Consider the following 25,544-nt stretch of genomic DNA (forward strand, 5'->3'; position numbering starts at 1 on the left):
CTTCTCCTTGAAATGTGTTTACCGGCGGGCAAAACGGCTCAGGGGCGATAAAGAGCCAGAAGTTCGTCCACCTTTTTACGTGTGCCGCCGTTGCTGCTAATGCTACGCCGCACTTTGACCTGAAAATGCTTCGCGGCTTTATACCATTCGCGCGTATCAGGCGTGTCGTGATTCGAAATTAACACCGGAATTCTTTTGCTGACCAGCTTTTCTGCCATCTCCGCCAGACGGGCCTGTTCGGCCGGGCTGAAGCTGTTGGTGTGATAAGCGGTGAAATTCGCCGTTGCAGACAGTGGTGCGTAAGGCGGGTCACAGTAAACCACCGAGTTTACGCCTGCCAGCTCCATACACTCTTCATAGGAGAGGCAATGAAACTCTGCGTTCTGCGCTTTTTCGGCAAAGTGGTACAGCTCGTCCTGCGGGAAATACGGGCGCTTATAGCGACCAAACGGCACGTTAAACTCCCCGCGCAGGTTATAGCGGCACAGGCCGTTGTAACCATGACGGTTGAGATAGAGGAACAGCAGCGCCCGACGGAACGGATCCTGACTCTGATTAAACTCAGTGCGGAACTGGTAGTAAACGTCCGGCTGATTATTCTCCGGCGTAAACAGTTTGCGCGCCTCTGCGACATACTCTTCGGTACGCAGCTTAACAATGTTATAGAGGCTGATGAGGTCGTTGTTGATATCCGCCAGGATATAACGAGAAAAATCAGTGTTCAGGAACACCGATCCTGCGCCCACGAAAGGCTCGATTAGACACTCGCCTTTTGGCAGGTGCTTTTTAATATCATCGAGCAGGGGGTATTTCCCCCCTGCCCATTTCAGAAAAGCGCGATTTTTTTTCATGCTGACTAACTGATTACACCTTCTCCGGCTGTGGAGAAAGCTCCGACAGCATCCTGCGCTTTAAACATTACTTCAGATCGGCCTGAACCTGATGAATCGGCTTCGCCCAGGGATTTTTTGCCTGAACATCCGCTGGCAGTGCCGCTACGGCACGTTTCGCTTCATCTTTGGACGAATAAACGCCGCTGACCAGCACATACCACGGCTGACCGTTACGGGTCGTCTGATAAACAACATAGTCTTTCAGATTTGATTTCTTCGCCCAGCTGTTGAGGTTGTCATAGTTAGACGAACTGCTCAGCTGCAGCGTGTAGTTGCTGGATGGCGCAGACTTCATCGAGCCAACGTTACCTGCAGTTTTGCCTGCGGCGCTGCTGGAGGCTGTTGCCGTGGCTGCCGGAGCCGTTGCTGCAGGTGCAGCTGTGGTTGCCGTTGCTTTCGGCGCAGTCTGCGTGACTGGCGCTTTAGCAGGCTCGCTCACCGCAGCCGTTTCGGTGCGTTTCGGCTGTGCCGGTACCGCTTTCACTTCAGGCGCTTTTACGACTGCCTGAGGTTTGGTTTCACGCTTAGGCTCAATCACCGCCTGCTTACGTTCAGGACGCGTCGCAGTTTGCGTCTGGCGCGGTTTGGTTTCCGTCGCAGCCGTTTGTGGCTGAGCGTTACCACCGCGAATCGGGGCAACGGTTGCCGGCTCAGTTGGCAGCGTAGAGTTAACCACGACGTTATCAACCTGCTGCTGGTTCTGCGGCTGCGTCAGCGCATTGTTCAGATCACTCTGAACTTCTACGCGCTGCTGGCCTTCAGGCGTGGCAGGTGCCTGCCCCTGAGCAGGGGTTGAAGAAACGGGCGGCAGAGAAACATCCTGCGGCGCTGTAGTGTTACCTGCGGTCTGCTCTGCGGAAGTCGCACCCGGTGCAGGCTGTGCGCCATTCGCCTGATTGGTCGCATCGTTACCGGACAGGTTGATGCTCTTCTCAGCGGAAGCAGTTTGCTCGGTTGAGTTCGTTGACGGTGCTTTAAGCGCGGAGCCAATGCCGACAATCAGTAGCACAAGCACCAGAACGCCCAGGCCCATCATGATGTACTGGCGGGAAGCCGGTTTCGGCGCAGCGGCTTTTTTACGTTTACGTGGGCGACGCTCTACAGGCTGTTCGTCCATTGAATCTTCTTCGGACTCATAATCCTCTTCTGCTCGCTCTTCGTGCGCGTTGCGGCTGCGCGAAGGGCGACGATCGTCTGCATCCAGATCAACATCGTCAAAGTTGATCTGCGGCTCGTTATCACGTTCTGAAGATTGACGAGAACGACCAGTACGACGATCGCTGGGATCGGGTTTCAGCTCGTCTTCTGGTTTGAATTCATCCATTTAACACCCCACTCAAAGGCTTATGCTAACGACTTTGCATTTCACCTGAAGCTAAACGACCACCTGCGACAGTGGCCTGACCTTTCTAGTTGTTACGCCTGCTGACAATCAGCGATAGCGCCAAGAACGACATCGTGCGGCACTCCGCCGCGCACTTCACTCTTCCCTATTGCAAGCGGGAGTACAAGACGCATCTCACCTGCCAATACTTTTTTATCGCGCATCATGTGGGGTAAATACGCTTGCGCCGACATCTCCTGCGGCCCGGTTACCGGCAAACCTGCACGCTCAAGCAGCGCAATGATGCGTGCCGTCTCTTCAGGTTTAAACTGCCCCAGACGTTCAGAGGTGCGCGCTGCCATGACCATACCGGCCGCGACGGCTTCACCGTGCAGCCAGTTGCCGTAACCCATCTCGGCTTCAATGGCGTGGCCAAACGTATGCCCAAGATTCAGTAAAGCACGTAAGCCCGTTTCACGCTCGTCTGCAGCGACAACTTCTGCTTTCAGTTCACAACAACGACGAATGCAGTATGCCAGTGTAGCCTCATCCAGGCACAGCAGCGCATCCATATTCTCTTCAAGCCAGCTAAAGAACTCGCCATCCAGAATAATGCCGTATTTGATCACTTCCGCCAGACCCGAAGCCAGTTCGCGCTTCGGCAGGGTTTTCAGACAGTCGAGATCCACCACCACCGATGCGGGCTGGTAGAACGCGCCAATCATGTTTTTGCCGAGCGGATGGTTAACTGCCGTTTTGCCACCCACAGAGGAGTCGACCTGGGACAGCAACGTGGTCGGGATTTGAATAAAACGGACACCACGTTGATAGCTTGCGGCCGCAAAGCCGGTCAGATCGCCCACAACACCGCCGCCCAGGGCAAGCAGTGTTGTATCGCGACCGTGCGGTTTTTGCAGCAATGCGGTAAAGACGGTATCCAGTACCGTCAGGCTTTTATACTGCTCGCCATCGGGGAGAATCACACTGTCGACTTTTACGCCCGCCTGCTCAAGCAGGTGGCGTACGCGGTCGAGATAAAGCGGAGCCAGCGTCTCATTGGTGACCAGCATCGCCTGATCACCCGCTTTCAGTGGTAAAAAGGAAGCTGGGTCGTTAAACAAACCAGCCGCGATGGTGATAGGGTAACTACGTTCCCCGAGAGTAACTGTAATCCTCTCCATGACGCGACATCCACCTTTAATGCTTTTACCCGCAGGCGAGTGTATATAAAGCCAGAATCAGTTGCTTTCCAGCATATGAATAATCTGGTTTGCAACCACTTTAGCGCTCTGGTCGTCAGTACGAATGGTCACGTCGGCAATCTCTTCATACAGCGGATTGCGTTCATCGGCCAACGCTTCCAGAACTTCGCGTGGTGGCGTTTCAACCTGCAGCAGCGGGCGCTTTTTATCGCGCTGCGTACGTGCCAGCTGTTTCTCAATGGTCGTCTCAAGATAGACCACTACGCCACGGGCGGAGAGACGGTTACGGGTTTCGCGAGATTTCACAGAACCGCCGCCTGTTGCCAGAACGATGCCCTGTTTTTCCGTGAGTTCGTTGATCACTTTTTCTTCTCGGTCACGGAAACCTTCTTCGCCTTCTACATCGAAAACCCAGCCCACATCAGCTCCGGTTCGTTTCTCAATCTCTTGATCAGAATCGTAAAATTCCATATTGAGTTGTTGAGCTAACTGACGCCCAATAGTGCTTTTGCCGGCACCCATAGGCCCAACCAGAAAGATATTGCGTTTCTCTGCCATTTTATCGGTACTACTAAGACTATTCGTTAATGGTAATTCCCGCTTCGCAGACACCCAGCGTAGCAGGACATGAACTGAAACCTCATATGCAATAGAGCGAGAGTCAGACTAAAAATTATCTCAATACTCCGGCTTGTTTGGCAACTGATTAAATCACCGCGCCGGGCGCATAAGGTAATAAGACGTAAGTCCAACTCAAATCGGTACTCCTTGTATGCTAATTCATGCCCCACGTCAAACATCTGCAACAAACTGAATGCAAAATCATTGCGGGGATCGTTACCCGTCAGCGAATACCGACCAGACGTGGTGTAATAAACACCACTAGCTCGCGCCGTTCATTATCCTTCCCATCGTGGCGAAAAAGCTGCCCAAGCCAGGGGATTTTCCCCAGCCCCGGCACGCTGTCGCTGCCGGTTTTGTTCTTCTGCGAAAAAATTCCGCCCAACGCCAGCGTTTCTCCACTTTTTACCTCCACCTGGGTTTCTATCTCCTGTTTGTCGATCGCCAGCGTTTCGCCGTCAGCCTGCTGCAGGACTTGTCCCGGCATATTTTCACTGATGTGCAATTTCAGGCGCACGCGCCCTCCCGGTAAGACCACCGGCGTGACCTCCATCCCTAATACCGCCTCTTTAAACTCAACGGAGGTTGCGCCACTTTCGCCGCTTGAGACCTGATACGGAATTTCACTCCCCTGCTTGATGCTGGCCGGTTGCATATGCGAGGCCAGCAGCCGCGGGCTGGCGATGATATCGACCTGCTGTTTTTGCTCCAGCGCAGAAAGCTCCAGATCCAGCAGCCGACCATTGATCCGTCCGATGTTAAAACCCACGTGGCTGGTGGCGCTGGCGACGGAAAGATCGCTGCCAAGCGTGGTGAGCTGGCCAACCTTTCCCGCGTCGGCGGCGTCGGCGAGATTCCATTTCACTCCCAGCTCACGCAGGCTTTTTTCATTAATGGTCACAATATGCGCCGCCAGCTCGACCTGTTCGACAGGAATATCCATCTGAGCGGCCCAGCGCTGCAGCGTCTCCACCACCGTCTGGTTATCGCGAATCAGCAGCCGGTTGGTGCGTTTGTCGAGAGACAAACTTCCCTTTGGGCTCAGGAGTTTTTCAGCGTCTTTTTGCAGCTCTCCGGCATCGGCATAGGAGAAAGCGAGGCTGTGAGAAACCAGCGGTGCCTCAAGCTGTCGACGCGTTCGCTCCTGTTCTGAGCGCTCCTGCTGTTCACGCTGCCAGGCCGCGGTATGTACATAAAAAATACCGCCCTCCTCTCGCAAAACGAGGCCAGCGCTGGTGACAACCGTCTGTAACGCTTGCCGCCAGGGGACGCGCGTCAGGTTGAGCGAAAGCGTGCCGCCGACGTCAGGCGATATCACCAGATTTCGGTTCTCCTGTGCGACCAGGCTCTGCAGCACCTGGACTACAGGCACGTCATCCACCACCAGCGTGACCGGTTTTGGCGCGGCGGCCCACAGCGGATGGCTGAACGCCAGCAGCCACAGCATTATCCGTAAATTCATTCTTATCCGTTCCTTCTCGTTGCCACGTCCATGTTCCTGGTTCACATGTGTCACCCACATCAACAACCAGTTCCGTTTCATTGATGGCTGTTATCGTCCAGCCCGCCGGGAAGCGTTCATGCGTTTTCAGCCGGTACCAGCGCTTTTGCCCATCCTGTAAAATGCCGATAGCCTGCTGTCCTACCACCATGCCGCGATAGCGCCACTGCGCCAGCTCGCCAATGGCACAGGGATCGTCCGGCGGGCGAAACGGATCGCGCATGCCGGTCAATAGCAGCGCTGAGCAAACCAGCAAATATCGCGCGCTATTTCGCATGTTCCAGCTCCAGCCGCAGGCGCAACGCTGTACCTTGTGGTGCAATCGCGAAAGCGGCGATCTGCACATCCCGCTGCGCCAGCCGGGAAAAAAGCGCCGGGAGAGCCTGCCACTCCACCTCCAGCATCAGTTCCCCTCCGTTTTGCAGCGGCTTCCAGTGAACCAGCGTCGCGTTATCACCCTGAAAATCGAGCGGGGAAAACGGCGTCAGCTCGCGTACTTCCGTTGTTTCCGTACGAAACGGCACCTTTCTGACGGCAGGCCATAACGCCGCGTTCGTCCTCGCGTCCTGAATCAGCTGTCGCTGTCGTTCAGCACACTGCCTGTCCAGCGGTCTGAGCAAGGTGCCCCATGCGGCCAGTCCTGCCAGGAGACTCCCCAGACACCAAAAAAGCACCCGATACCAGGGACGGCTTTCGCACCAGCGTTCTAACAGGGTATCCATGCGTTACCCCTCGCTTTTAAGATGGAGGGTGAACATCCAGCGCCCCTGGCTGTCCTGCCGAAGCTCACCCGCCGTTCCGGGCGTAAAACCCGCTATTTGGCCCAGCGCATCGCGCAGAGCAGACAGGGCTGGCAGGGTTATGGCATACCCGGTCAACATCAGAGCAGGAGGCTGATAGCGAAGCTCTGTCAGCCAGACCTGTGAAGGAGTGGCGCGGGAAAGGGATTCCAGCACCGGTTGCCATGCGCGTTGCTGACGTGTCTGCGCTGGCTTCTGCGCCTGTGAGGCGAGTTTCTGCCGGGAGGCAAGCGCGTGCTGCACGGTCTGCATTCCCGTCAGCTCCGTTTGCAGCGCGTGCAGCCTCATAACAGGGTTTATCCGCAGGCAGAAAATGACCGCGAACATCAACAGCACGGTGCCGACACACATTGCCCCCCAGAAACGCAGGCATCGTGCGCGCCGCTGCTGTCGCCAGGGCAGAAAGTTCATGAGGCTCATCCGGGCAACTCGCTCATGGCCAGCGCCAGCGCAACGGTATAATCAGCGCCGCAGTCCGGTAGCGGGGCATGGCAGCGTTCCAGGATTTCCCACGGGTCACGTCGGTTATCAAACAGCGCGATGTCATCCGGACCAAGCGCCAGCAGCGCCGCCAGCTCGGCCACGCTTTCGGCTTCTGTGGTAAAGCGGCGTCCCCACTGGTGGCGCATCGCCCACAGCCACTGCCGGTCGTCGCGCCAGGCGACGCACGTCGCTGGCGCCACCGCAGGAAGAAGATTCGCCAGCGCGCTGGCATCCGGCGTAATGGCCACCAGCCGCAAACGCAGCGTTTTCGCCAGCGCCAGTAGGGTGTCGATCTCGTTGTTTTGCGCGGCGGTCACGTGAAAGGTATTGCTGAAAGTATCCTGCGCGTAATCGAAACAGAGCGTATCGGCAGACATCTCCAGTTCACGCGCGAGCGCCGCGCCAAGCCATGAGAGCTGCTCGCTGTCACGCAGCGCAACGGTCGGGCGGGGGAGCGACCGTTGCAGGGTGCGTGCTGCCGGGAAAGAGAGGAACACCCGATGGTAGTGCGGCAGCGTTTTGCGCCAGTCGCGTAACGCATCAACCAGCTGTTCTGGCTGACAAATTTTGCCGTCACGAATGATGCCCTCGTCCAGAGGAATCGCCCACCAGCGGCGCAAGCACCAGCCCGACTTCTCCCGGGCCAAGGCGACGATCTGCACCCTATCCTGTTGAATATGAACGCCCGTTTGCCATGTTTTGAAAGCCATGCTTCACGATCTCCTTATCGCCCGTCGTCTTGACGGCTATATCAATGAATCAGGCTTGCCTTTATACTACCGCGCGATTGTTTAGAAACTGCCCAAGTGAAACCAAATGGGAAATCTCCGGTGAAGTTCGTAAAGTATTTATTCATCCTTGCAGTCTGTTGCATTCTGCTGGGAGCAGGCTCGATTTACGGTTTGTACAAATATATTGAGCCACAGCTACCTGATGTCGCCACGCTTCGCGATGTGCGCCTCCAGATCCCGATGCAAGTCTATAGCGCCGATGGCGAGCTGATGGCGCAGTATGGCGAGAAGCGTCGTATTCCGCTGACCTTAAACCAAATCCCCCCCGTGATGGTGAAAGCCTTTATCGCCACGGAGGACAGCCGTTTTTACGAGCACCACGGTGTCGATCCGGTGGGGATTTTCCGTGCCGCGAGCATTGCGTTGTTCTCTGGTCACGCCTCTCAGGGGGCGAGTACCATTACGCAGCAGCTGGCGCGTAACTTCTTCCTCAGCCCTGAAAAGACGCTGATACGCAAGATCAAAGAGGTGTTCCTCGCGATCCGTATTGAGCAGCTGCTGAGCAAAGACGAAATCCTTGAGCTGTACCTCAACAAAATCTACCTGGGTTACCGCGCCTATGGCGTGGGGGCTGCCGCACAGGTGTACTTCGGTAAGCCCGTTGAGCAGCTCACCTTAAGCGAAATGGCAACCATCGCCGGTCTGCCGAAAGCGCCGTCCACGTTTAACCCGCTCTACTCGCTCGATCGCGCCACCGCGCGCCGTAACGTCGTTTTGTCACGTATGCTGAGCGAAGGCTACATCAGCCAGAGCGAGTACGACCAGGCGCGTAACGATGTCATTGACGCTAACTACCACGCCCCTGAGATCGCCTTCGCGTCCCCTTACCTGACCGAAATGGTTCGCCAGGAGATGGTGAATCGCTATGGTGACAAGGCCTACGAAGATGGCTATCGCGTGTACACCACCGTCACCCGTAAAGTCCAGCAGGCGGCTCAGGAAGCGGTGCGGAACAACGTGATGGACTACGATATGCGTCACGGCTATCGCGGCCCGTCAAACGTGCTCTGGAAAGTGGGCGAAAGCGCGTGGGACAGTAAAAAAATCACCAGTACGCTGAAGGCGCTGCCAACCTATGGTCCGCTCCTTCCTGCCGTGGTGACGCAGGCCGATCCTCAGGAAGCCGTTGCGACGCTCGCGGACGGTACGTCCGTCTCCCTGCGTATGGACGGTATCCGCTGGGCGCGTCCTTACCGCTCGGATACGCTGCAGGGCGCAACGCCGCGTAAAGTGACCGATGCCGTCCAGACCGGGCAGCAAATCTGGGTGCGGAAAGTAGGCGAATCCTGGTGGCTGGCACAGGTGCCGGACGTCAACTCGGCCCTGGTCTCTATCAATCCACAGAACGGTGCCATCCTGGCCCTGGTCGGCGGGTTTGATTTCAACCAGAGCAAATTTAACCGCGCCACTCAGGCGCTGCGTCAGGTCGGTTCCAATATCAAACCGTTCCTCTACACGGCAGCGATGGATAAGGGCTTGACCCTCGCCAGCATCCTTAACGACGTCCCAATCTCCCGCTGGGATGCCGGTGCCGGTTCCGACTGGCAGCCGAAGAACTCCCCTGCGGAGTATGCCGGTCCTATTCGTCTCCGTCAGGGCCTGGGACAGTCGAAAAACGTGGTGATGGTGCGCGCCATGCGCGCAATGGGCGTCGACTATGCCGCAGAGTATCTGCAGCGCTTCGGTTTCCCGGCGCAGAACATTGTTCGCACCGAGTCGCTGGCGTTAGGCTCCGCCTCGTTTACGCCGCTTCAGGTCGCACGCGGGTACTCGGTGATGGCCAACGGCGGCTTCCTGATTGACCCGTACTTCATCAGCAAGATCGAGAACGATCAGGGCGGCGTGCTCTTCGAAGCGAAGCCGAAAATTGCCTGCCCTGACTGCGATATTCCGGTGATTTATGGCAATACGCCGAAATCCGAGGTGCTTGAAAACAAGGACATGGAAGACCCTGCCGTGTCTCAGGAGCAGCAGAGCGGCGTCGTGCCGCAGCCGCAGCTTGAGCAGGCTAACCAGTCGCTGGTGGCACAGACCGGCGCGCCGGAGTATGCCCCGCACGTGATCAACACGCCGCTGTCGTTCCTGATCAAAAGCGCGCTGAACACCAACATCTTCGGTGAACCGGGCTGGCAGGGCACAGGCTGGCGCGCAGGGCGCGATTTGCAGCGCCATGATATCGGCGGTAAAACGGGGACAACCAACAGCTCGAAAGACGCGTGGTTCTCCGGCTACGGTCCGGGCGTGGTGACGTCGGTCTGGATCGGTTTCGACGATCACCGCCGTGACTTAGGCCGTACAACGGCCTCCGGCGCGATTAAGGATCAGATTTCCGGCTACGAAGGCGGTGCGAAGAGCGCGCAGCCGGCCTGGGACGCCTACATGAAGTCCGTTCTTGAAGGCGTGCCGGAGCAGCCGTTAACGCCACCGCCAGGCGTGGTGACGGTTAATATCGACCGCAGCACCGGTCAACTCGCCAACGGCGGTAATAGTCGCGAAGAGTATTTCATCGAGGGCACGCAGCCAACCACGCAGGCGGTGCACGAGGTGGGGACAGAGATTATTGATAACGGCGAGACGCACGAGCTGTTCTGACAACAAAGCAAAACGGCAACCTCTGGTTGCCGTTTTTGTGTTTGCTCTCTCTCCCGTGGGAGAGGGTTGGGGTGAGGGCATCAGGCCACTACAGTCGCCCCTGCCCCTTCAACCACTCCCGTACCAGGAACAGCGCGCTCACGTTGCGAGCCTCATTAAAGTCAGGGTCTTCAAGCAGATCCATCAGGTGCGCTAGCGGCCAGCGAACCTGCGGCAGCGGCTCCGGCTCATCCCCTTCCAGCGATTCAGGATAGAGATCTTCAGCCACCACGATATTCATTTTGCTGGAAAAATAGGACGGCGCCATGCTTAGCTTTTTCAGGAATGAAAGCTCATTCGCACCGAAGCCGACCTCTTCTTTCAGCTCGCGGTTTGCCGCTTCAAAGACGGTTTCACCCGGGTCGATAAGCCCTTTCGAGAACCCAAGCTCGTAAGATTCCGTTCCCACAGCGTATTCGCGGATCAAAATCAGATGATCGTCGACAATGGGAACAATCATCACCGCTTCGCGCGAAGAGGGGCGCATACGTTCATAAACGCGACGCACACCGTTGCTGAACTCCAGGTCCACACTTTCGACATTAAACAGGCGCGATTTGGCGACAGTTTCAACATTCAGAATGGTGGGTTTTTGTAATGGTTTGCTCATCTTGATGGGTCTTAGCAGTGAGAACTGGCGTTATTGTGCGATATGCCGCACGGTTTCGGCAATGTCAATCGTTCTTTATTTACATTTGTGCAACGTATCAGGGATCAATCCTCAATTCAAAACAAATGTCAAGAGGTTGAAATGTTTCCAGGAATTTGCTGATATCGCGCCATAACAGGCTTTGCTATCATCACCGGTCACTGGGATGCGCTTCAGAATGCTCAAGTTCGACTCCATACTTGCCGATAGCCAGCCACAGACTCTCATTCAATGTAAAGGTGCTACTGACTACACCTGTAAGAAGATAAGTAAGATGGGGAAAGCATGAGCACCATTTTGATTGTTCTCGCTGCTATGCTGGCCGGCGCGTTGGTTGCAGGGTGGTTGTACAGGCGCCGCGTACAGCGCCGTTATCGTCTGCCTTTTTTAAACGCATTTGCGGGTGCGAGCACGCGTAAACTCACGCAGGACGAGCGCGATGCGGTTGAAAACTATCTCGAAATCCTGAACCGTACTCAGTTAACGCCTGGGCCAACGGGAGCCACCGCTGCGCCCGTCGCGCTAAAGCTGAATGCGCAAAGTGATACCGTGCTGTGCGTGACGCGCTCCATCACGCGCTATGGCATCACCACTGATGACCCCAACAAATGGCGCTATTACCTTGATTCCGTCGAAGTGCATCTGCCCCCGTCCTGGGAGCAATACATTAATGACGAAAACAGCGTTGAGCTGATTCACACCGATTCGTTGCCTCTGGTAATCACGCTTAACGGCCATACGCTGAATGAATACCTTCAGGAAGCCCCGCGTTTTGCGCTGGAGCGCGCGAGTTCAACGCAGGCGTCCATTCGTGGCGAAGAGACAGAGCAGATCGAACTGCTGAACATTCGCCAGGAAACGCATGAAGAGTACGCCCTGAGCCGCCCGGACGGCATCCGTGAAGCCATTCTGATCGTTGCTGCTTTCCTGCTCTTTTTTATCTGCCTGCTGACGCCGGATGTGTTTGTCCCCTGGCTGGCTGGCGGCGCGGTGCTGCTGCTGGCCGGCGGGCTTTGGGGTCTCTTTGCTCCACCGGCTAAAACCTCGTTGCGCGAGATCCACTGCCTGCGCGGGACGCCAAAGCGCTGGGGCCTGTTCGGTGAAAACGATCAGGAGCATCTCAACAATATCTCGCTCGGTATTATCGACCTGATCTACCCGCGTCACTGGCAGCCGTGGATCGCACAGGATTTAGGGCAGAAAACCGATATTGATATCTACCTTGACCGCCACGTTGTGCGTCAGGGGCGCTTCCTGTCTCTGCATGATGAAGTGAAAAATTTCCCGCTTCAGCACTGGCTACGCAGTACGGTCATTGCCGGCGGCGCCGCGCTGGTCTTAGCCATGCTGCTGCTTTTCGTGCCGCTGGATATGCCCATTAAATTCACCCTGTCATGGATCAAAGGGGCGCAAACCATTGAAGCGACCAGCGTCAACAAACTGGATGAAGCCGGTGTACGCGTGGGGGACACGCTGCGCCTGAAAGGGACCGGGATGTGTAATATTCACACCCCGGGGGCGTGGAACACGCGTCAGAGCTCGCCGTTCATGCCGTTCGACTGTTCGCAAATTATCTGGAACGACGCGCCGCCGCTGCCGCTGCCGGAATCCGAAGTGGTGAATAAGGCCACGGCTCTCACCCAGACGGTTAACCGCCAGCTGCACCCGAAACCGGACGATGATTCGCGCGTCAGCCCCGCGCTGCGCTCGGCCATTCAGAAATCAGGCATGGTTCTGCTGGATGATTTTGGTGACATCGTCCTGAAAACGCAGGATTTATGCTCCTCTCAGGATGAGTGCATACGCCTTAAAAACGCCCTGGTAAACCTGGGGAACAGCAAAGACTGGGACTCGCTGGTAAAACGCGCCGAAGCGGGACGACTGGATGGCGTTAACGTGCTGCTGCGTCCGGTGAGCGCGGAATCGCTGGATAACCTGGTCGCCACCTCGACGTCGCCGTTCATGATGCGCGAGACCACCCGTGCGGCTCAGGCGCTGAACAGCCCGGCGCCGGGTGGCTTTGTGATAGCAAGCGATGAAGGCAGCGATCTGGTCGATCAGCCCTACCCGCAGGTTGCGCTTTATGACTACCCGGCACAGGAGCAGTGGAGCCAGTTCCAGCGCCTGGCGCAGATGCTGATGCAAACGCCGTTCAGCGCCGAAGGGATTGTCACGAGTATTTATACCGACGCCAACGGCACTCGCCATATCGGCCTGCACCGGATGCCGGATAGCGCAGGCTTGTGGCGTTACATCGGCACCTCTTTGCTGATGACCGCGATGCTGATCGCCATTTTCTGGAACGGCTTTATGGCCCTGCGCCGCTACCAGCGCTCGCGCACCCGGCTTGCAGACATTCAGCAGTATTATGAAAACTGCCTCAATCCAAAGCTGATCCCCTCGTCTGAGAGCCTGATCTGATAACGTCGTTGCGCGGCAAGTTGTGCTACCCTGTCGCGCACGTTTCTTCTGGCTGGAGTTCCCCCCTAATGCATCTTGATATCGCCTGGCAGGAGGTAGATACCGTTCTGCTGGATATGGACGGCACGCTGCTCGATCTCGCCTTTGATAACTATTTCTGGCAAACGCTGGTTCCTGAAACCTATGGCGAGCAGCAGGGGATCTCCCCGGCAGAAGCGCAGGCATTCATTCGTTCGCAATATAGTGCGGTGCAACATACGCTAAACTGGTACTGTCTTGACTACTGGAGCGAGCGCCTCGGTCTGGATATTTGTGCCATGACCACCGCCCAGGGCCCGCGCGCCGTTCTGCGCGAGGATACCGTGCCCTTTCTGGATGCGCTGAAAGCGAGCGGCAAGCGCCGTATTTTGTTGACCAACGCGCATCCACATAATCTGGCGGTGAAGCTGGAGCATACAGGTCTGGCGTCGCACCTTGATTTATTACTTTCCACCCACACATTTGGTTATCCGAAAGAGGATCAGCGGTTGTGGCATGCGGTAAGGGAAGAGACGGGTTTGCAGCCAGAACGTACGTTGTTCATTGATGACAGCGAGCCCATTCTGGATTCCGCGGCAAGGTTTGGCATTCGCTACTGTCTGGGCGTGACCAATCCTGACTCTGGCCTGGCTGAAAAAAGCTATCTGCGCCACCCTGGACTGAACGACTATCGCCAGATGATCCCCTCACTGATCGTGAAGGAGACGCCATGAAAGAAAAACCCTCTGACGGGGTAAGACTGGATAAATGGCTGTGGGCAGCGCGTTTTTATAAAACTCGCGCCCTCGCCCGCGAGATGGTTGACGGCGGAAAAGTGCATTACAACGGCCAGCGCAGCAAACCAAGCAAGCTGGTTGAGCTGAATGCCACCTTAACGCTGCGGCAGGGCAACGATGAACGTACGGTGGTGATTAAAGCCATTACCGAACAGCGTCGACCTGCAGCGGAAGCCGTACTGCTTTATGAAGAGACGGCGGAGAGCATTGAAAAGCGCGAGAAGACCGCGCTGGCGCGCAAAATGAACGCGCTGACGATGCCCCACCCGGACCGGCGACCGGATAAAAAAGAGCGTCGCGATCTGATGAAATTTAAACACGGTGAGACTGATTAACCTCACCCGCACGAGAGATGAAAATGGCCCAACACGACCAATTACACCGCTATCTGTTTGAACAATTCGCCGTGCGCGGCGAGCTGGTCACCGTATCCGAAACCTGGAAACAGATTCTGGAAAACCACAACTACCCGCTGCCGGTGAAGACCCTGTTGGGCGAACTGCTGGTTGCCACCAGCCTGCTGACGGCGACGCTGAAGTTTGCCGGTGATATCACCGTGCAGCTGCAGGGCGACGGCCCGATGACGCTGGCGGTGATCAACGGCAATAACCAGCAGCAGATGCGCGGCGTGGCGCGCGTTCAGGGCGACGTGCCTGAAAATGCAGACCTCAAAACGCTGGTGGGTAATGGCTACCTGGTGATCACCATCTCCCCTGAGGAAGGTGAGCGCTATCAGGGCGTGGTGGGTCTGGAAGGCGATACCCTGGCAGCCTGCCTGGAAGATTACTTCATGCGTTCTGAACAGCTGCCGACGCGTCTCTTCATCCGCACCGGTCAAGTGGACGGTCAGCCTGCTGCGGGCGGTATGCTGCTGCAGGTTCTGCCTGCGCAGGACGCACAGACCAATGACTTTGAGCACCTGGCGACGCTGACCGAAACCATCAAAGCGGAAGAGCTGTTCAACCTGTCGGCGACCGACGTACTGTGGCGTCTGTACCACGAAGAAGAAGTGACGGTTTACGATCCGCAGTCCGTGGAATTTAAGTGCACCTGCTCACGCGAGCGCTGTGCTGGCGCGCTGAAAACCCTGCCGGATGAAGAGATCGACAGCATCATGGCGGAAGACGGCGAAATCGATATGCACTGTGACTACTGCGGTACGCACTACGTGTTCAATTCGATGGATATCGCTGAGATCCGCAATAACGCCTCCCCGGCGGATCCGCAGGTTCACTAAACCTCTTTCCCCTCTCCCTAACCCTCTCCCCTTTGGGAGAGGCTGGTGTGAGGGGCAAAAACCCCCGCTTAAGCTGAATCGTTTTCCTTATGTAACTCTTACGTAATTTTCTTACGTGTATGCGATTACATTCACATTCTTTCCGATAAAATCACCACTCTTTAACCTTTTCGGAACATTTTCCCCAACCAAAAAGCGATTCCTGCGATAATCCGCCTGCGCTGTGACTGGAGTCGCAGCGTTTTCCGTTAGTAAGGGTTTTGTCCAGATGCGTAAATCTATGAGCCCCGTCGCGGTTAACAACCTCAGAAAAACCCTACAATTTCAGGCAGTACATATTGGCTAAGGAGCAGTGATATGCGTGTTACTGGTTTAACCCCGCAAGATCTCAAGGCTTATGGTATTCACGACGTCCAGGAAATCGTCTACAACCCCGACTACGATACGCTGTATCAGGAAGAGCTCAATCCAGCACTGGAAGGATACGAGCGTGGTGTGTTGACGAATCTTGGTGCTATCGCCGTCGATACCGGTATTTTTACCGGTCGTTCGCCGAAAGATAAGTATATCGTCCGAGACGAAACCACCCGCGATACGCTGTGGTGGGCTGACAAGGGCAAAGGGAAGAACGACAACAAACCGCTCTCCCCGGAAACCTGGCAGCACCTGAAAGGGCTCGTCACCCATCAACTTTCCGGCAAGCGTCTGTTCATTGTCGACGCTTTCTGCGGCGCTAACGCCGATACCCGTCTCTCCGTGCGTTTTATCACTGAAGTGGCCTGGCAGGCACATTTCGTGAAAAACATGTTTATTCGTCCAACCGACGAAGAGCTGCAGGATTTCACCCCGGATTTCATCGTGATGAACGGTGCGAAATGCACTAACCCACAGTGGAAAGAGCAGGGTCTGAACTCCGAAAACTTTGTGGCCTTCAACCTGACCGAGCGTATCCAGCTGATAGGCGGTACCTGGTACGGCGGCGAAATGAAGAAAGGGATGTTCTCGGTCATGAACTACCTGCTGCCGCTGCGGGGCATCGCCTCCATGCACTGCTCGGCTAACGTCGGTGAAAAAGGCGACGTGGCGGTATTCTTCGGCCTGTCCGGCACCGGGAAAACCACCCTGTCCACCGATCCAAAACGTCGCCTGATTGGCGATGACGAACACGGCTGGGATGACGACGGCGTATTCAACTTTGAAGGCGGCTGCTACGCGAAGACCATTCGCCTGTCTGAAGAGGCCGAGCCTGATATCTTCCACGCGATCCGTCGCGATGCGCTGCTGGAAAACGTCACCGTGCGTGCCGACGGCTCCATCGACTTCGACGATGCGTCGAAAACGGAAAACACCCGCGTCTCTTACCCGATCTACCACATCGACAATATCGTGAAGCCGGTGTCAAAAGCGGGTCATGCCACGAAGGTCATTTTCCTGACCGCGGATGCGTTCGGCGTGCTGCCTCCGGTGTCTCGCCTGACGGCCAGCCAGACGCAGTATCACTTCCTCTCCGGTTTTACCGCCAAGCTGGCGGGTACCGAGCGTGGCGTGACGGAGCCAACCCCAACCTTCTCCGCCTGCTTCGGCGCGGCCTTCCTGTCGCTGCACCCGACGCAGTACGCTGAAGTGCTGGTGAAACGCATGCAGGCATCCGGCGCGCAGGCATACCTGGTGAACACCGGCTGGAACGGTACCGGCAAACGTATCTCCATCAAAGATACCCGCGCGATTATCGACGCCATTCTGGATGGTTCTCTGGACGACGCCGAAACCTTTACGCTGCCGATGTTTGACCTGGCGATCCCAACGTCTCTGCCGGGTGTGGATACGCATATCCTCGACCCGCGCAACACGTACGGTTCTCCGGAGCAGTGGCGCGAGAAAGCAAAATCGCTGGCGAAGCTGTTTATCGAGAACTTCGAGAAGTACACCGATACCCCGGCGGGTGCTGCGCTGGTGAGCGCAGGACCGAAGCTGTAGGTAAAAACAAAAAGGCAACGAAAGTTGCCTTTTTTAATGTTTTCTCCCTCACCCCGTGGGAAAGGGCCGGGGTGAGGGCATCAGGCCGCACCTTTTTTTAACCCTCTTTCACCTGCCCCCGCGTCACCGGTACCGGCAGCCAGGCGCGAATGCTCAGCCCACCCCGCTCGCTGGTGCCAATCTCCAGCAGTCCGTTGTGGTTATCGATAATACGCTGAACAATCGCCAGGCCTAAGCCCGTGCCGCTGGTGCTGCGCGCGCTGTCGCCGCGCACAAACGGCTGGAACAGATGCTTACGCTGCTCGGGCTTGATGCCCGGACCGTCGTCTTCCACCTGGAACCAGGCGCGGTTGAGTTCAGACCCGCTGCTGACTTTAATCCAGCCATTGCCGTAGCGCGCCGCGTTGACCACCATATTCGCCACTGCACGTTTGATGGAGAGCGGGTGCATGCGTACCTGAATTTCACCCGCCTGCAGGTCGGTATCAATCTCGCGCTCGTAGCCGCTTTCCGCCGCCACCACCTCGCCCAGCACCGCGTTCAGATCCGCCATCTCCATTGGCATCTCTTGCCCGGTGCGCAGGTAGTCGATGAACTGCTCGATGATGGCATTACACTCTTCGATGTCCTTGTTAATGGACTCGGCGAGATAACCGTCCTCTTCCCCCATCATCTCCGTCGCCAGACGAATACGCGTTAGCGGCGTGCGCAGGTCATGGCTTACGCCCGCCATCAGCAGCGTACGGTCATCCGCCAGCTGCTTCACGCCTGCCGCCATATGGTTAAACGCGCGCGTCACCGAACGGACTTCCGAGGCACCATACTCGCGCAGCGGAGGTGGAATAATTCCTTTACCGACCTGCAGCGCAGCGTGCTCCAGGTCGACCAGCGGTCGGTTCTGTATACGGATAAATAGCCACGCGCCGCCTATCGCCAGCAGCATAATCGCCAGGGTGTAGCGGAACAGCGGCGAGAAGTCGCCCTGATGGATTTCGGTCAGCGGAACGCGCACCCAGATATTGGGTGACAGCCACGTTTTCAGCCAGACGACGGGCGAGCTTTTGTTGACCTCAACGCGCACTTCCGTTGGGCCGCCCAGCTGCTGCGCCATCTGCTGGCTGAGGAATTCGTAGTGCTGCGCCCAGCGCAGGCCAGCGTCTTCCGCCGCTTCGTTGGAGTAGAGCGAAATGCCCAGCTCACGGTAGATTTCACGGCGAAACGCCGGGGGAACGACGAGCTGCGTGCCGTCCTCCAGCTGCAGTTTGTCGGTCATCAGCATACGGACTTCGTAGGCCAGGACCTTATTAAACTGCTGGAGGCTCGGCAGGATCGCAAAGTTCAGCACCACCAGATAGGTCGTCACCAGGCTGACGAACAGCAGGGTGACGATCAGCAACAGGGTGCGGGCAAACGAGCTACGCGGCGAGAAGCGCATTCGCCTCATGCTTTAGAGCCGTCCGGGACGAACACGTAGCCCAGACCCCATACGGTCTGAATATAACGAGGATGCGCAGGATCTTCTTCCACCATGCGGCGCAGGCGGGAGATCTGCACGTCAATGGAGCGTTCCATTGCGGAGTATTCGCGACCGCGCGCCAGGTTCATCAGCTTGTCACGGGAAAGCGGTTCACGCGGGTGGCTGACCAGCGCTTTCAGAACCGCAAACTCGCCGCTGGTGAGCGGCATTGGCTCGTCTTCACGGAACATCTCGCGCGTGCCGAGGTTCAGCTTGAACTTGCCGAAGGCGATGACGGCTTCTTCCTGCGACGGTGCGCCAGGCAGTTCGTTCGCCTGACGGCGCAGCACAGCGCGAATACGCGCCAGCAGTTCACGCGGGTTAAACGGTTTTGGAATGTAGTCATCTGCGCCGATTTCGAGGCCGACGATACGGTCAACTTCCTCACCCTTCGCCGTCACCATGATGATCGGCATCGGGTTGCTCTGGCTGCGCAGACGGCGGCAAATAGAAAGCCCGTCTTCGCCAGGCAGCATCAGGTCGAGAACCATCAGGTGGAAAGATTCACGGGTCAGCAGACGGTCCATCTGCTCAGCGTTCGCGACGCTACGAACCTGGAAGCCCTGCTCGGTCAGATAACGCTCCAGCAGCGCGCGCAGGCGCATGTCGTCATCCACGACCAGAATTTTGTAGTTCTCTTGCATTGTGTGTACTCCCAAAGGTTCGGATAGTCTTTGTAACAGCGTATTCTAAAAAAGTGCACGTATTCGACCAGTTAATTCTGGTATAAATTCTAGTCGAAATTGTTACAAAGCATATTTAACAGCAGCTTATCTGCTCATTTCATCACATAAATCATTATTAATCCTGTCTGTTACACTGTGCGGTACGTATTGTGCGCAAGACAGTTAACCGGCAGGCAGCAAAGGCTTTACCATGAAAACGCCCCTGATCACCCGCGAAGGGTACGAAAAGCTCAAAAAAGAGATGGATTACCTCTGGCGCGAAGAGCGTCCTGAAGTAACCAAAAAGGTGACCTGGGCAGCAAGCCTGGGCGATCGCAGCGAAAACGCTGACTACCAGTACAACAAAAAGCGGCTGCGCGAAATTGACCGCCGGGTTCGCTACCTGACGAAGTGTCTCGAGAATCTCAAAATTGTCGATTACTCCCCGCAGCAGGAGGGCAAAGTGTTCTTCGGCGCGTGGGTGGAAATTGAAAACGACGATGGCGACACTCTGCGTTTTCGCATTGTCGGCTACGATGAAATTTTTGGTCGTAAGGATTACATCTCCATCGACTCCCCGATGGCTCGCGCGCTGCTGAAAAAGGAAGTGGGCGATCTGGCCGTCGTTCAGACTCCAGCCGGTGAAGCCAGCTGGTACGTCAATGAGATCGTCTACGTAAAATAGTCCGAGAGCGCCCTCCCCGGCTGGCATTTTGCCGTGTCAGCCCGTATAACTATCCCCTGATTTTTCGACTCAACAGATGATAAAGCCATGATGAAAGATTCGCTCTGCCGCATTATTGCGGGTGATATTCAGGCCAGAGCCGAACAGGTAGAAGCTGCCGTTCGCCTGCTTGATGAAGGGAACACCGTGCCGTTTATTGCACGCTATCGTAAGGAAGTCACCGGCGGTCTGGATGACACGCAGCTGCGTAACCTGGAGACCCGTCTGGGCTATCTGCGCGAGCTGGAAGAACGTCGTCAGGCGATCCTCAAATCCATAGGCGAACAGGGCAAGCTGACCAGCGAGCTTGAAAGCGCCATCAACGGCACCCTGAGCAAAACCGAACTCGAAGATCTCTATCTGCCGTATAAACCGAAGCGCCGCACGCGCGGGCAGATTGCGATTGAAGCGGGTCTTGAGCCGCTTGCCGACCTGCTGTGGAACGAGCCGTCCCACGATCCGGAAACCGAAGCCGCCAAATTCATCGACGCCGACAAAGGCGTAGCGGACACCAAGGCCGCCCTCGACGGCGCGCGCTACATTCTGATGGAGCGCTTCGCCGAAGACGCCGCCCTGCTCGCTAAAGTGCGTGATTACCTGTGGAAGAATGCCCACATCGTCTCTACCGTCGTCGCGGGTAAAGAGGAAGAAGGCGCGAAATTCCGCGACTACTTCGATCACCACGAACCGATCTCTACCGCCCCTTCACACCGCGCGCTGGCGATGTTCCGCGGCCGCAACGAAGGCGTGCTCCAGCTCTCCCTGAACGCCGACCCGCAGTTCGACGAGCCGCCGAAAGAGAGCCACTGCGAGCAGATCATTATCGACCATCTCGGCCTGCGCCTGAACAACGCCCCGGCGGACAGCTGGCGCAAAGGCGTGGTGAGCTGGACCTGGCGCATCAAGGTGCTGATGCACCTCGAAACCGAGCTGATGAGCACCGTGCGCGAGCGCGCCGAAGACGAAGCGATTAACGTCTTCGCCCGTAACCTGCACGACCTGCTGATGGCCGCCCCTGCCGGCCTGCGCGCGACCATGGGTCTCGATCCGGGTCTGCGTACCGGCGTGAAGGTCGCTGTGGTTGACGGCACCGGCAAGCTGGTGGCGACCGATACCATCTATCCGCACACCGGCCAGGCAGCGAAAGCGGCCGTCGTGGTGGCGGCGCTGTGCGAAAAATACAATGTGGAGCTGGTTGCCATCGGCAACGGTACGGCTTCACGCGAAACCGAGCGTTTCTACCTCGACGTGCAGAAGCAGTTCCCGAAAGTGACGGCACAGAAAGTGATCGTCAGCGAAGCGGGGGCATCCGTCTATTCCGCGTCCGAGCTGGCGGCCCAGGAGTTCCCGGACCTGGACGTTTCCCTGCGCGGTGCGGTCTCTATCGCACGCCGCCTGCAGGATCCGCTGGCGGAGCTGGTGAAGATCGACCCGAAATCCATCGGCGTGGGCCAGTATCAGCACGACGTGAGCCAGACTCAGCTGGCGCGCAAGCTGGATGCGGTGGTGGAAGACTGCGTAAACGCCGTCGGCGTTGACCTGAACACCGCTTCCGTTCCCCTGCTGACCCGCGTGGCGGGCTTAACCCGCATGATGGCGCAGAACATCGTCGCCTGGCGTGATGAGAACGGCCAGTTCCAGAACCGTCAGCAGCTGCTGAAGGTGAGCCGTCTGGGGCCAAAAGCTTTTGAGCAGTGTGCGGGCTTCCTGCGCATCAACCACGGCGATAACCCGCTGGATGCCTCCACCGTTCACCCGGAAGCGTACCCGGTTGTGGAGCGCATTCTGGCCGCCACCCAGCAGGCGCTGAAAGATCTTATGGGTGACAGCAGCGCCCTGCGCAACCTGAAAGCCGTTGATTTCACCGACGACAAATTTGGTGTTCCCACCGTTACCGACATCATCAAAGAGCTGGAAAAGCCGGGCCGCGATCCGCGCCCTGAGTTCAAAACGGCGACCTTTGCTGACGGCGTGGAAACCATGAACGACCTGCTGCCCGGCATGGTGCTGGAAGGCGCGGTGACCAACGTCACCAACTTTGGCGCGTTTGTGGATATCGGCGTGCATCAGGACGGTCTGGTGCATATCTCTTCCCTTGCCGACAAGTTCGTTGAAGACCCGCACACCGTGGTCAAAGCGGGCGACATCGTGAAGGTGAAAGTGCTGGAAGTCGATCTGCAGCGCAAGCGTATCGCGCTGACCATGCGTCTGGACGAGCAGCCGGGCGACACCAGCGCGCGCCGCGGCGGCAATGGCGGTGGCCGCGAGCAGCAGCGCCCGGCCGCAAAAGCGGCAAAACCGCGCGGACGTGATGCTCAGCCTGCAGGCAACAGCGCGATGATGGATGCGCTGGCGGCAGCGATGGGTAAGAAACGCTAAGGTTACAATGCCCCTCACCCTAACCCTCTCCTCAAAGGGGAGAGGGGATCGCACGGTGCGGTCTTTCCCCCTCGTCCTCATGGGTGGGGGAATAAAATCATATCGAAATATATGAAACCGATTGCATAGCCATATTTAAACCACGAATTATCACCCCGTTAACAAATACTCCCCTTTTCGTTTTCCTGGCAATTCAGCAAATATTGAGCCAGGTCAAACAGGCCGTAAATTAATACCGTAAACAACATTCCGTCACAGTTTTAATATTGCTGATAAAAACTATTCTCATTATCATCCCATAGTAGATAATTTAACCTTTCGTGGAATCAGGCGTTATGCAATTCACTCCAGACAGTGCATGGAAGATTACCGGTTTTACCCGCGAAATTAGCCCGGCCTATCGGCAAAAGCTGCTGTCGCTGGGCATGCTGCCCGGCTCGTCATTCCAGGTCGTGCGCGTGGCGCCGCTGGGCGATCCGGTTCATATCGAAACCCGCCGCGTGAATCTGGTGCTGCGTAAGAAAGACCTCGCGTTAATAGAAGTCGAAGCCTTATCCCGATAACAAGCCAGCGGTTTCAGTGAGTCTAAAAAAATGAAAAAGTTAACTATTGGCTTAATTGGCAATCCTAATTCCGGCAAGACGACGCTTTTTAACCAGCTAACCGGAGCCCGCCAGCGCGTGGGCAACTGGGCGGGCGTGACGGTTGAGCGTAAAGAGGGCCAGTTCACGACAACGGACAACCAGGTGACGCTGGTTGACCTTCCCGGCACCTACTCCTTAACCACCATTTCGTCGCAAACCTCGCTCGATGAGCAGATTGCCTGCCACTATATTCTTGGCGGCGACGCGGACCTGCTGATCAACGTGGTCGACGCTTCCAATCTCGAACGTAACCTTTATCTGACGCTGCAGCTGCTGGAGCTGGGCATCCCCTGCATCGTGGCGCTCAACATGCTCGACATTGCGGAGAAACAAAAGCTTCGTATCGACGTCGATGCCCTCTCCGCGCGCCTGGGTTGCCCGGTCGTTCCGCTGGTCTCGACGCGCGCTCGCGGTATTGATGCGCTGAAGCTGGCCATTGACCGTCACCAGGGAAATCATGACATTGAGCTGGTGCATTACGCGCAGCCTCTCCTGCGCGAAGCCAATGTGCTGGCGCAGGAGATGGACAAAAGCATGCCTGCGAAACAGCGCCTGTGGCTCGGCCTGCAGATGCTGGAAGGGGATATCTACAGCCGCGCTTACGCCGGGCATGCGGCTGATAAGCTGGACGCGACGGTGGCCCGTCTTAGCGACGAGCTGGACGACCCGGCGCTGCACATCGCCGATGCGCGTTACCAGGCCATCGCCTCGATTTGCGACGTTGTCAGTAACGCGCTGACGGCAGAGCCCAGCCGCTTTACGGCAGCGGTGGATAAGGTCGTGCTTAACCGCTTCCTCGGTTTGCCCATCTTCCTGCTGGTGATGTACGTGATGTTCCTGCTCGCCATTAACATCGGCGGCGCACTCCAGCCTATTTTCGACGCCGGTTCCGTCGCGGTCTTCGTCCACGGAATTCAGTGGGTGGGTTACACTCTGCACTTCCCGGAATGGTTAACCATCTTCCTTGCACAGGGGATCGGCGGCGGTATCAACACCGTTCTGCCTCTGGTGCCGCAGATCGGCATGATGTATCTGTTCCTCTCGTTCCTGGAAGATTCCGGCTACATGGCGCGCGCCGCGTTCGTGATGGATCGTCTGATGCAGGCGCTGGGTCTGCCGGGTAAATCCTTCGTCCCGCTGATTGTCGGCTTCGGCTGTAACGTACCGTCGGTGATGGGCGCACGCACCCTGGATGCGCCACGTGAACGTCTGATGACCATCATGATGGCGCCGTTTATGTCCTGCGGTGCCCGTCTGGCCATCTTTGCGGTCTTTGCCGCAGCCTTCTTTGGTCAGCAGGGCGCGCTGGCGGTCTTCTCGCTGTATGTGCTGGGCATCGTGATGGCTATTCTTACCGGTTTAATGCTGAAGCACACCATCATGCGCGGTGAAGCGTCGCCGTTTGTGATGGAGCTGCCGGTGTATCACGTGCCGCATCTGAAAAGCCTGGCGATCCAGACCTGGCAGCGCCTGAAGGGCTTTGTGCTGCGCGCCGGTAAGGTGATTGTCATCGTCAGCATTTTCCTGAGCGCGCTGAACAGCTTCACCCTCAGCGGGCAGGCGGCAGATAACATCAACGACTCTGCCCTCGCCTCCGTCAGCCGCGTCATCACGCCGGTCTTCAAACCGATTGGCGTGCATGAGGATAACTGGCAGGCAACCGTCGGGCTATTCACCGGCGCGATGGCGAAAGAGGTGGTTGTCGGCACCCTGAACACGCTTTACACCGCCGAGAACATTCAGGAACAGGAATTTAATCCGGCAGAGTTTCATCTCGGTCATGAACTGCTGGGTGCCGTAGAGGAAACCTGGCAGAGCCTGAAAGACACCTTCAGCCTGAGCGTGCTGGCGAACCCTATTGAGGCCAGCAAAGGCGACGGCGAAATGGCAACAGGTGCCATGGGCGTGATGGGCGAGAAATTTGGCAGCGCGTCCGCGGCCTACAGCTACCTCATCTTTGTTCTGCTCTACATTCCGTGCATCTCCGTGATGGGGGCGATTGCCCGCGAGTCCAGCCGCGGCTGGATGGGCTTCTCCATCCTGTGGGGGTTAAACATTGCGTACTCGCTGTCGACGCTCTTTTATCAAACCGTTAATTTCAGCCAGCATCCGCGCTACAGCCTGGTCTGCATTCTCGCGGTTGTGCTGTTTAACGTGATAGTGCTCGGTTTACTGCGGCGTGCGCGCAGCCGCGTCGACATCGACCTGCTGGCAAACCGTAAAACCGCCGCGACCTGCTGCAGCAGCCCGGCGGGCGACTGTCACTAAGGA

General features: G+C 57.0%; 22 protein-coding genes. 10 read left to right on the forward strand and 12 right to left on the reverse strand.

Annotated features, from left to right (window positions below; genetic code table 11):
- Positions 1 to 38 precede the first annotated feature (38 nt).
- The 9 genes from dam to pilM all read right to left on the reverse strand — a co-directional run bounded on the left by dam (position 39) and on the right by pilM (position 7,534).
- Complete coding sequence (gene dam, locus LBF07_RS09765; protein ID WP_033146808.1) at positions 39 to 851, reverse strand: adenine-specific DNA-methyltransferase; 813 nt, start codon at positions 849 to 851, stop codon at positions 39 to 41.
- A gap of 67 nt (positions 852 to 918) precedes the next feature.
- On the reverse strand, positions 919 to 2,217 hold the full coding sequence (damX, locus tag LBF07_RS09770; RefSeq protein ID WP_224435143.1) for a cell division protein DamX: 1,299 nt from the start codon (positions 2,215 to 2,217) through the stop codon (positions 919 to 921).
- 92 nt (positions 2,218 to 2,309) lie between these two features.
- Positions 2,310 to 3,398, reverse strand: a complete 1,089-nt coding sequence (gene aroB, locus LBF07_RS09775; protein WP_033146810.1) for a 3-dehydroquinate synthase — start codon at positions 3,396 to 3,398, stop codon at positions 2,310 to 2,312.
- 57 nt (positions 3,399 to 3,455) lie between these two features.
- On the reverse strand, positions 3,456 to 3,977 hold the full coding sequence (gene aroK / locus LBF07_RS09780; protein ID WP_003861630.1) for a shikimate kinase AroK: 522 nt from the start codon (positions 3,975 to 3,977) through the stop codon (positions 3,456 to 3,458).
- 286 nt (positions 3,978 to 4,263) lie between these two features.
- A complete protein-coding gene (hofQ, locus tag LBF07_RS09785; RefSeq protein WP_224435150.1) occupies positions 4,264 to 5,487 on the reverse strand; it encodes a DNA uptake porin HofQ in 1,224 nt (407 codons plus the stop codon).
- Positions 5,414 to 5,818 carry a HofP DNA utilization family protein gene (locus LBF07_RS09790; protein ID WP_063441756.1) on the reverse strand — a complete coding sequence of 135 codons (405 nt, stop codon included), beginning with the start codon at positions 5,816 to 5,818 and terminating at the stop codon, positions 5,414 to 5,416. Before LBF07_RS09790 ends, hofQ begins: the two co-directional genes overlap by 74 nt.
- Positions 5,808 to 6,263 (reverse strand): HofO, encoded by a 456-nt coding sequence (locus tag LBF07_RS09795; RefSeq protein WP_094934891.1) that lies wholly within the window; start codon positions 6,261 to 6,263, stop codon positions 5,808 to 5,810. Before LBF07_RS09795 ends, LBF07_RS09790 begins: the two co-directional genes overlap by 11 nt.
- A gap of 3 nt (positions 6,264 to 6,266) precedes the next feature.
- Positions 6,267 to 6,761 carry a PilN domain-containing protein gene (locus LBF07_RS09800; RefSeq protein ID WP_033146814.1) on the reverse strand — a complete coding sequence of 165 codons (495 nt, stop codon included), beginning with the start codon at positions 6,759 to 6,761 and terminating at the stop codon, positions 6,267 to 6,269.
- Positions 6,758 to 7,534, reverse strand: coding sequence for a pilus assembly protein PilM (gene pilM, locus LBF07_RS09805; RefSeq protein WP_094934890.1), 777 nt, complete (start codon positions 7,532 to 7,534; stop codon positions 6,758 to 6,760). Before pilM ends, LBF07_RS09800 begins: the two co-directional genes overlap by 4 nt.
- Positions 7,535 to 7,654: 120 nt before the next feature.
- Between pilM and mrcA the strand changes: the two genes are divergently transcribed.
- On the forward strand, positions 7,655 to 10,207 hold the full coding sequence (mrcA, locus tag LBF07_RS09810) for a peptidoglycan glycosyltransferase/peptidoglycan DD-transpeptidase MrcA (protein ID WP_094934889.1): 2,553 nt from the start codon (positions 7,655 to 7,657) through the stop codon (positions 10,205 to 10,207).
- A gap of 88 nt (positions 10,208 to 10,295) precedes the next feature.
- On the opposite strand, the gene nudE is transcribed toward mrcA, so the two are convergent.
- Entirely contained in the window at positions 10,296 to 10,856 is a 561-nt protein-coding gene (gene nudE, locus LBF07_RS09815) for an ADP compounds hydrolase NudE (protein ID WP_008503041.1), read from the reverse strand.
- 324 nt (positions 10,857 to 11,180) lie between these two features.
- On the opposite strand from nudE, the gene LBF07_RS09820 reads away from it, so the two are divergent.
- From LBF07_RS09820 to pckA, 5 genes are all read left to right on the forward strand, one after another.
- Positions 11,181 to 13,316, forward strand: coding sequence for an intracellular growth attenuator family protein (locus LBF07_RS09820; RefSeq protein WP_033146817.1), 2,136 nt, complete (start codon positions 11,181 to 11,183; stop codon positions 13,314 to 13,316).
- A gap of 68 nt (positions 13,317 to 13,384) precedes the next feature.
- Positions 13,385 to 14,068: a GMP/IMP nucleotidase gene (gene yrfG, locus LBF07_RS09825; protein ID WP_048976270.1), complete on the forward strand. Its 684-nt coding sequence runs from the start codon at positions 13,385 to 13,387 to the stop codon at positions 14,066 to 14,068.
- Positions 14,065 to 14,466 carry a ribosome-associated heat shock protein Hsp15 gene (hslR, locus tag LBF07_RS09830; RefSeq protein WP_029740483.1) on the forward strand — a complete coding sequence of 134 codons (402 nt, stop codon included), beginning with the start codon at positions 14,065 to 14,067 and terminating at the stop codon, positions 14,464 to 14,466. The genes yrfG and hslR overlap by 4 nt, the downstream gene beginning before the upstream one ends.
- A gap of 17 nt (positions 14,467 to 14,483) precedes the next feature.
- On the forward strand, positions 14,484 to 15,368 hold the full coding sequence (gene hslO / locus LBF07_RS09835; RefSeq protein WP_165356710.1) for an Hsp33 family molecular chaperone HslO: 885 nt from the start codon (positions 14,484 to 14,486) through the stop codon (positions 15,366 to 15,368).
- 357 nt (positions 15,369 to 15,725) lie between these two features.
- Complete coding sequence (pckA, locus tag LBF07_RS09840) at positions 15,726 to 17,345, forward strand: phosphoenolpyruvate carboxykinase (ATP) (protein WP_094934888.1); 1,620 nt, start codon at positions 15,726 to 15,728, stop codon at positions 17,343 to 17,345.
- Between the two features lie 97 nt (positions 17,346 to 17,442).
- On the opposite strand, the gene envZ is transcribed toward pckA, so the two are convergent.
- Entirely contained in the window at positions 17,443 to 18,789 is a 1,347-nt protein-coding gene (gene envZ / locus LBF07_RS09845; RefSeq protein ID WP_010436407.1) for a two-component system sensor histidine kinase EnvZ, read from the reverse strand.
- Complete coding sequence (ompR, locus tag LBF07_RS09850) at positions 18,786 to 19,505, reverse strand: two-component system response regulator OmpR (RefSeq protein WP_001157751.1); 720 nt, start codon at positions 19,503 to 19,505, stop codon at positions 18,786 to 18,788. The genes envZ and ompR overlap by 4 nt, the downstream gene beginning before the upstream one ends.
- A 232-nt stretch (positions 19,506 to 19,737) precedes the next feature.
- Between ompR and greB the strand changes: the two genes are divergently transcribed.
- The 4 genes from greB (at position 19,738) to feoB (ending at position 25,541) form a co-directional block, all read left to right on the forward strand.
- The gene (gene greB, locus LBF07_RS09855; RefSeq protein ID WP_014885539.1) at positions 19,738 to 20,211 is read left to right on the forward strand and encodes a transcription elongation factor GreB; all 474 of its coding nucleotides are present in this window, start codon (positions 19,738 to 19,740) and stop codon (positions 20,209 to 20,211) included.
- A gap of 87 nt (positions 20,212 to 20,298) precedes the next feature.
- Positions 20,299 to 22,629: a Tex family protein gene (locus LBF07_RS09860; RefSeq protein ID WP_094934887.1), complete on the forward strand. Its 2,331-nt coding sequence runs from the start codon at positions 20,299 to 20,301 to the stop codon at positions 22,627 to 22,629.
- 335 nt (positions 22,630 to 22,964) lie between these two features.
- Positions 22,965 to 23,192: a ferrous iron transporter A gene (feoA, locus tag LBF07_RS09865; protein WP_008503050.1), complete on the forward strand. Its 228-nt coding sequence runs from the start codon at positions 22,965 to 22,967 to the stop codon at positions 23,190 to 23,192.
- A 30-nt stretch (positions 23,193 to 23,222) separates the two neighbouring features.
- The gene (gene feoB / locus LBF07_RS09870) at positions 23,223 to 25,541 is read left to right on the forward strand and encodes a Fe(2+) transporter permease subunit FeoB (protein ID WP_033146822.1); all 2,319 of its coding nucleotides are present in this window, start codon (positions 23,223 to 23,225) and stop codon (positions 25,539 to 25,541) included.
- Positions 25,542 to 25,544: the final 3 nt, after the last annotated feature.

It is taken from the genome of Enterobacter cloacae complex sp. ECL352, from assembly GCF_020149545.1.
GTDB classification, from domain to species: Bacteria; Pseudomonadota; Gammaproteobacteria; order Enterobacterales; family Enterobacteriaceae; genus Enterobacter; species Enterobacter asburiae_B.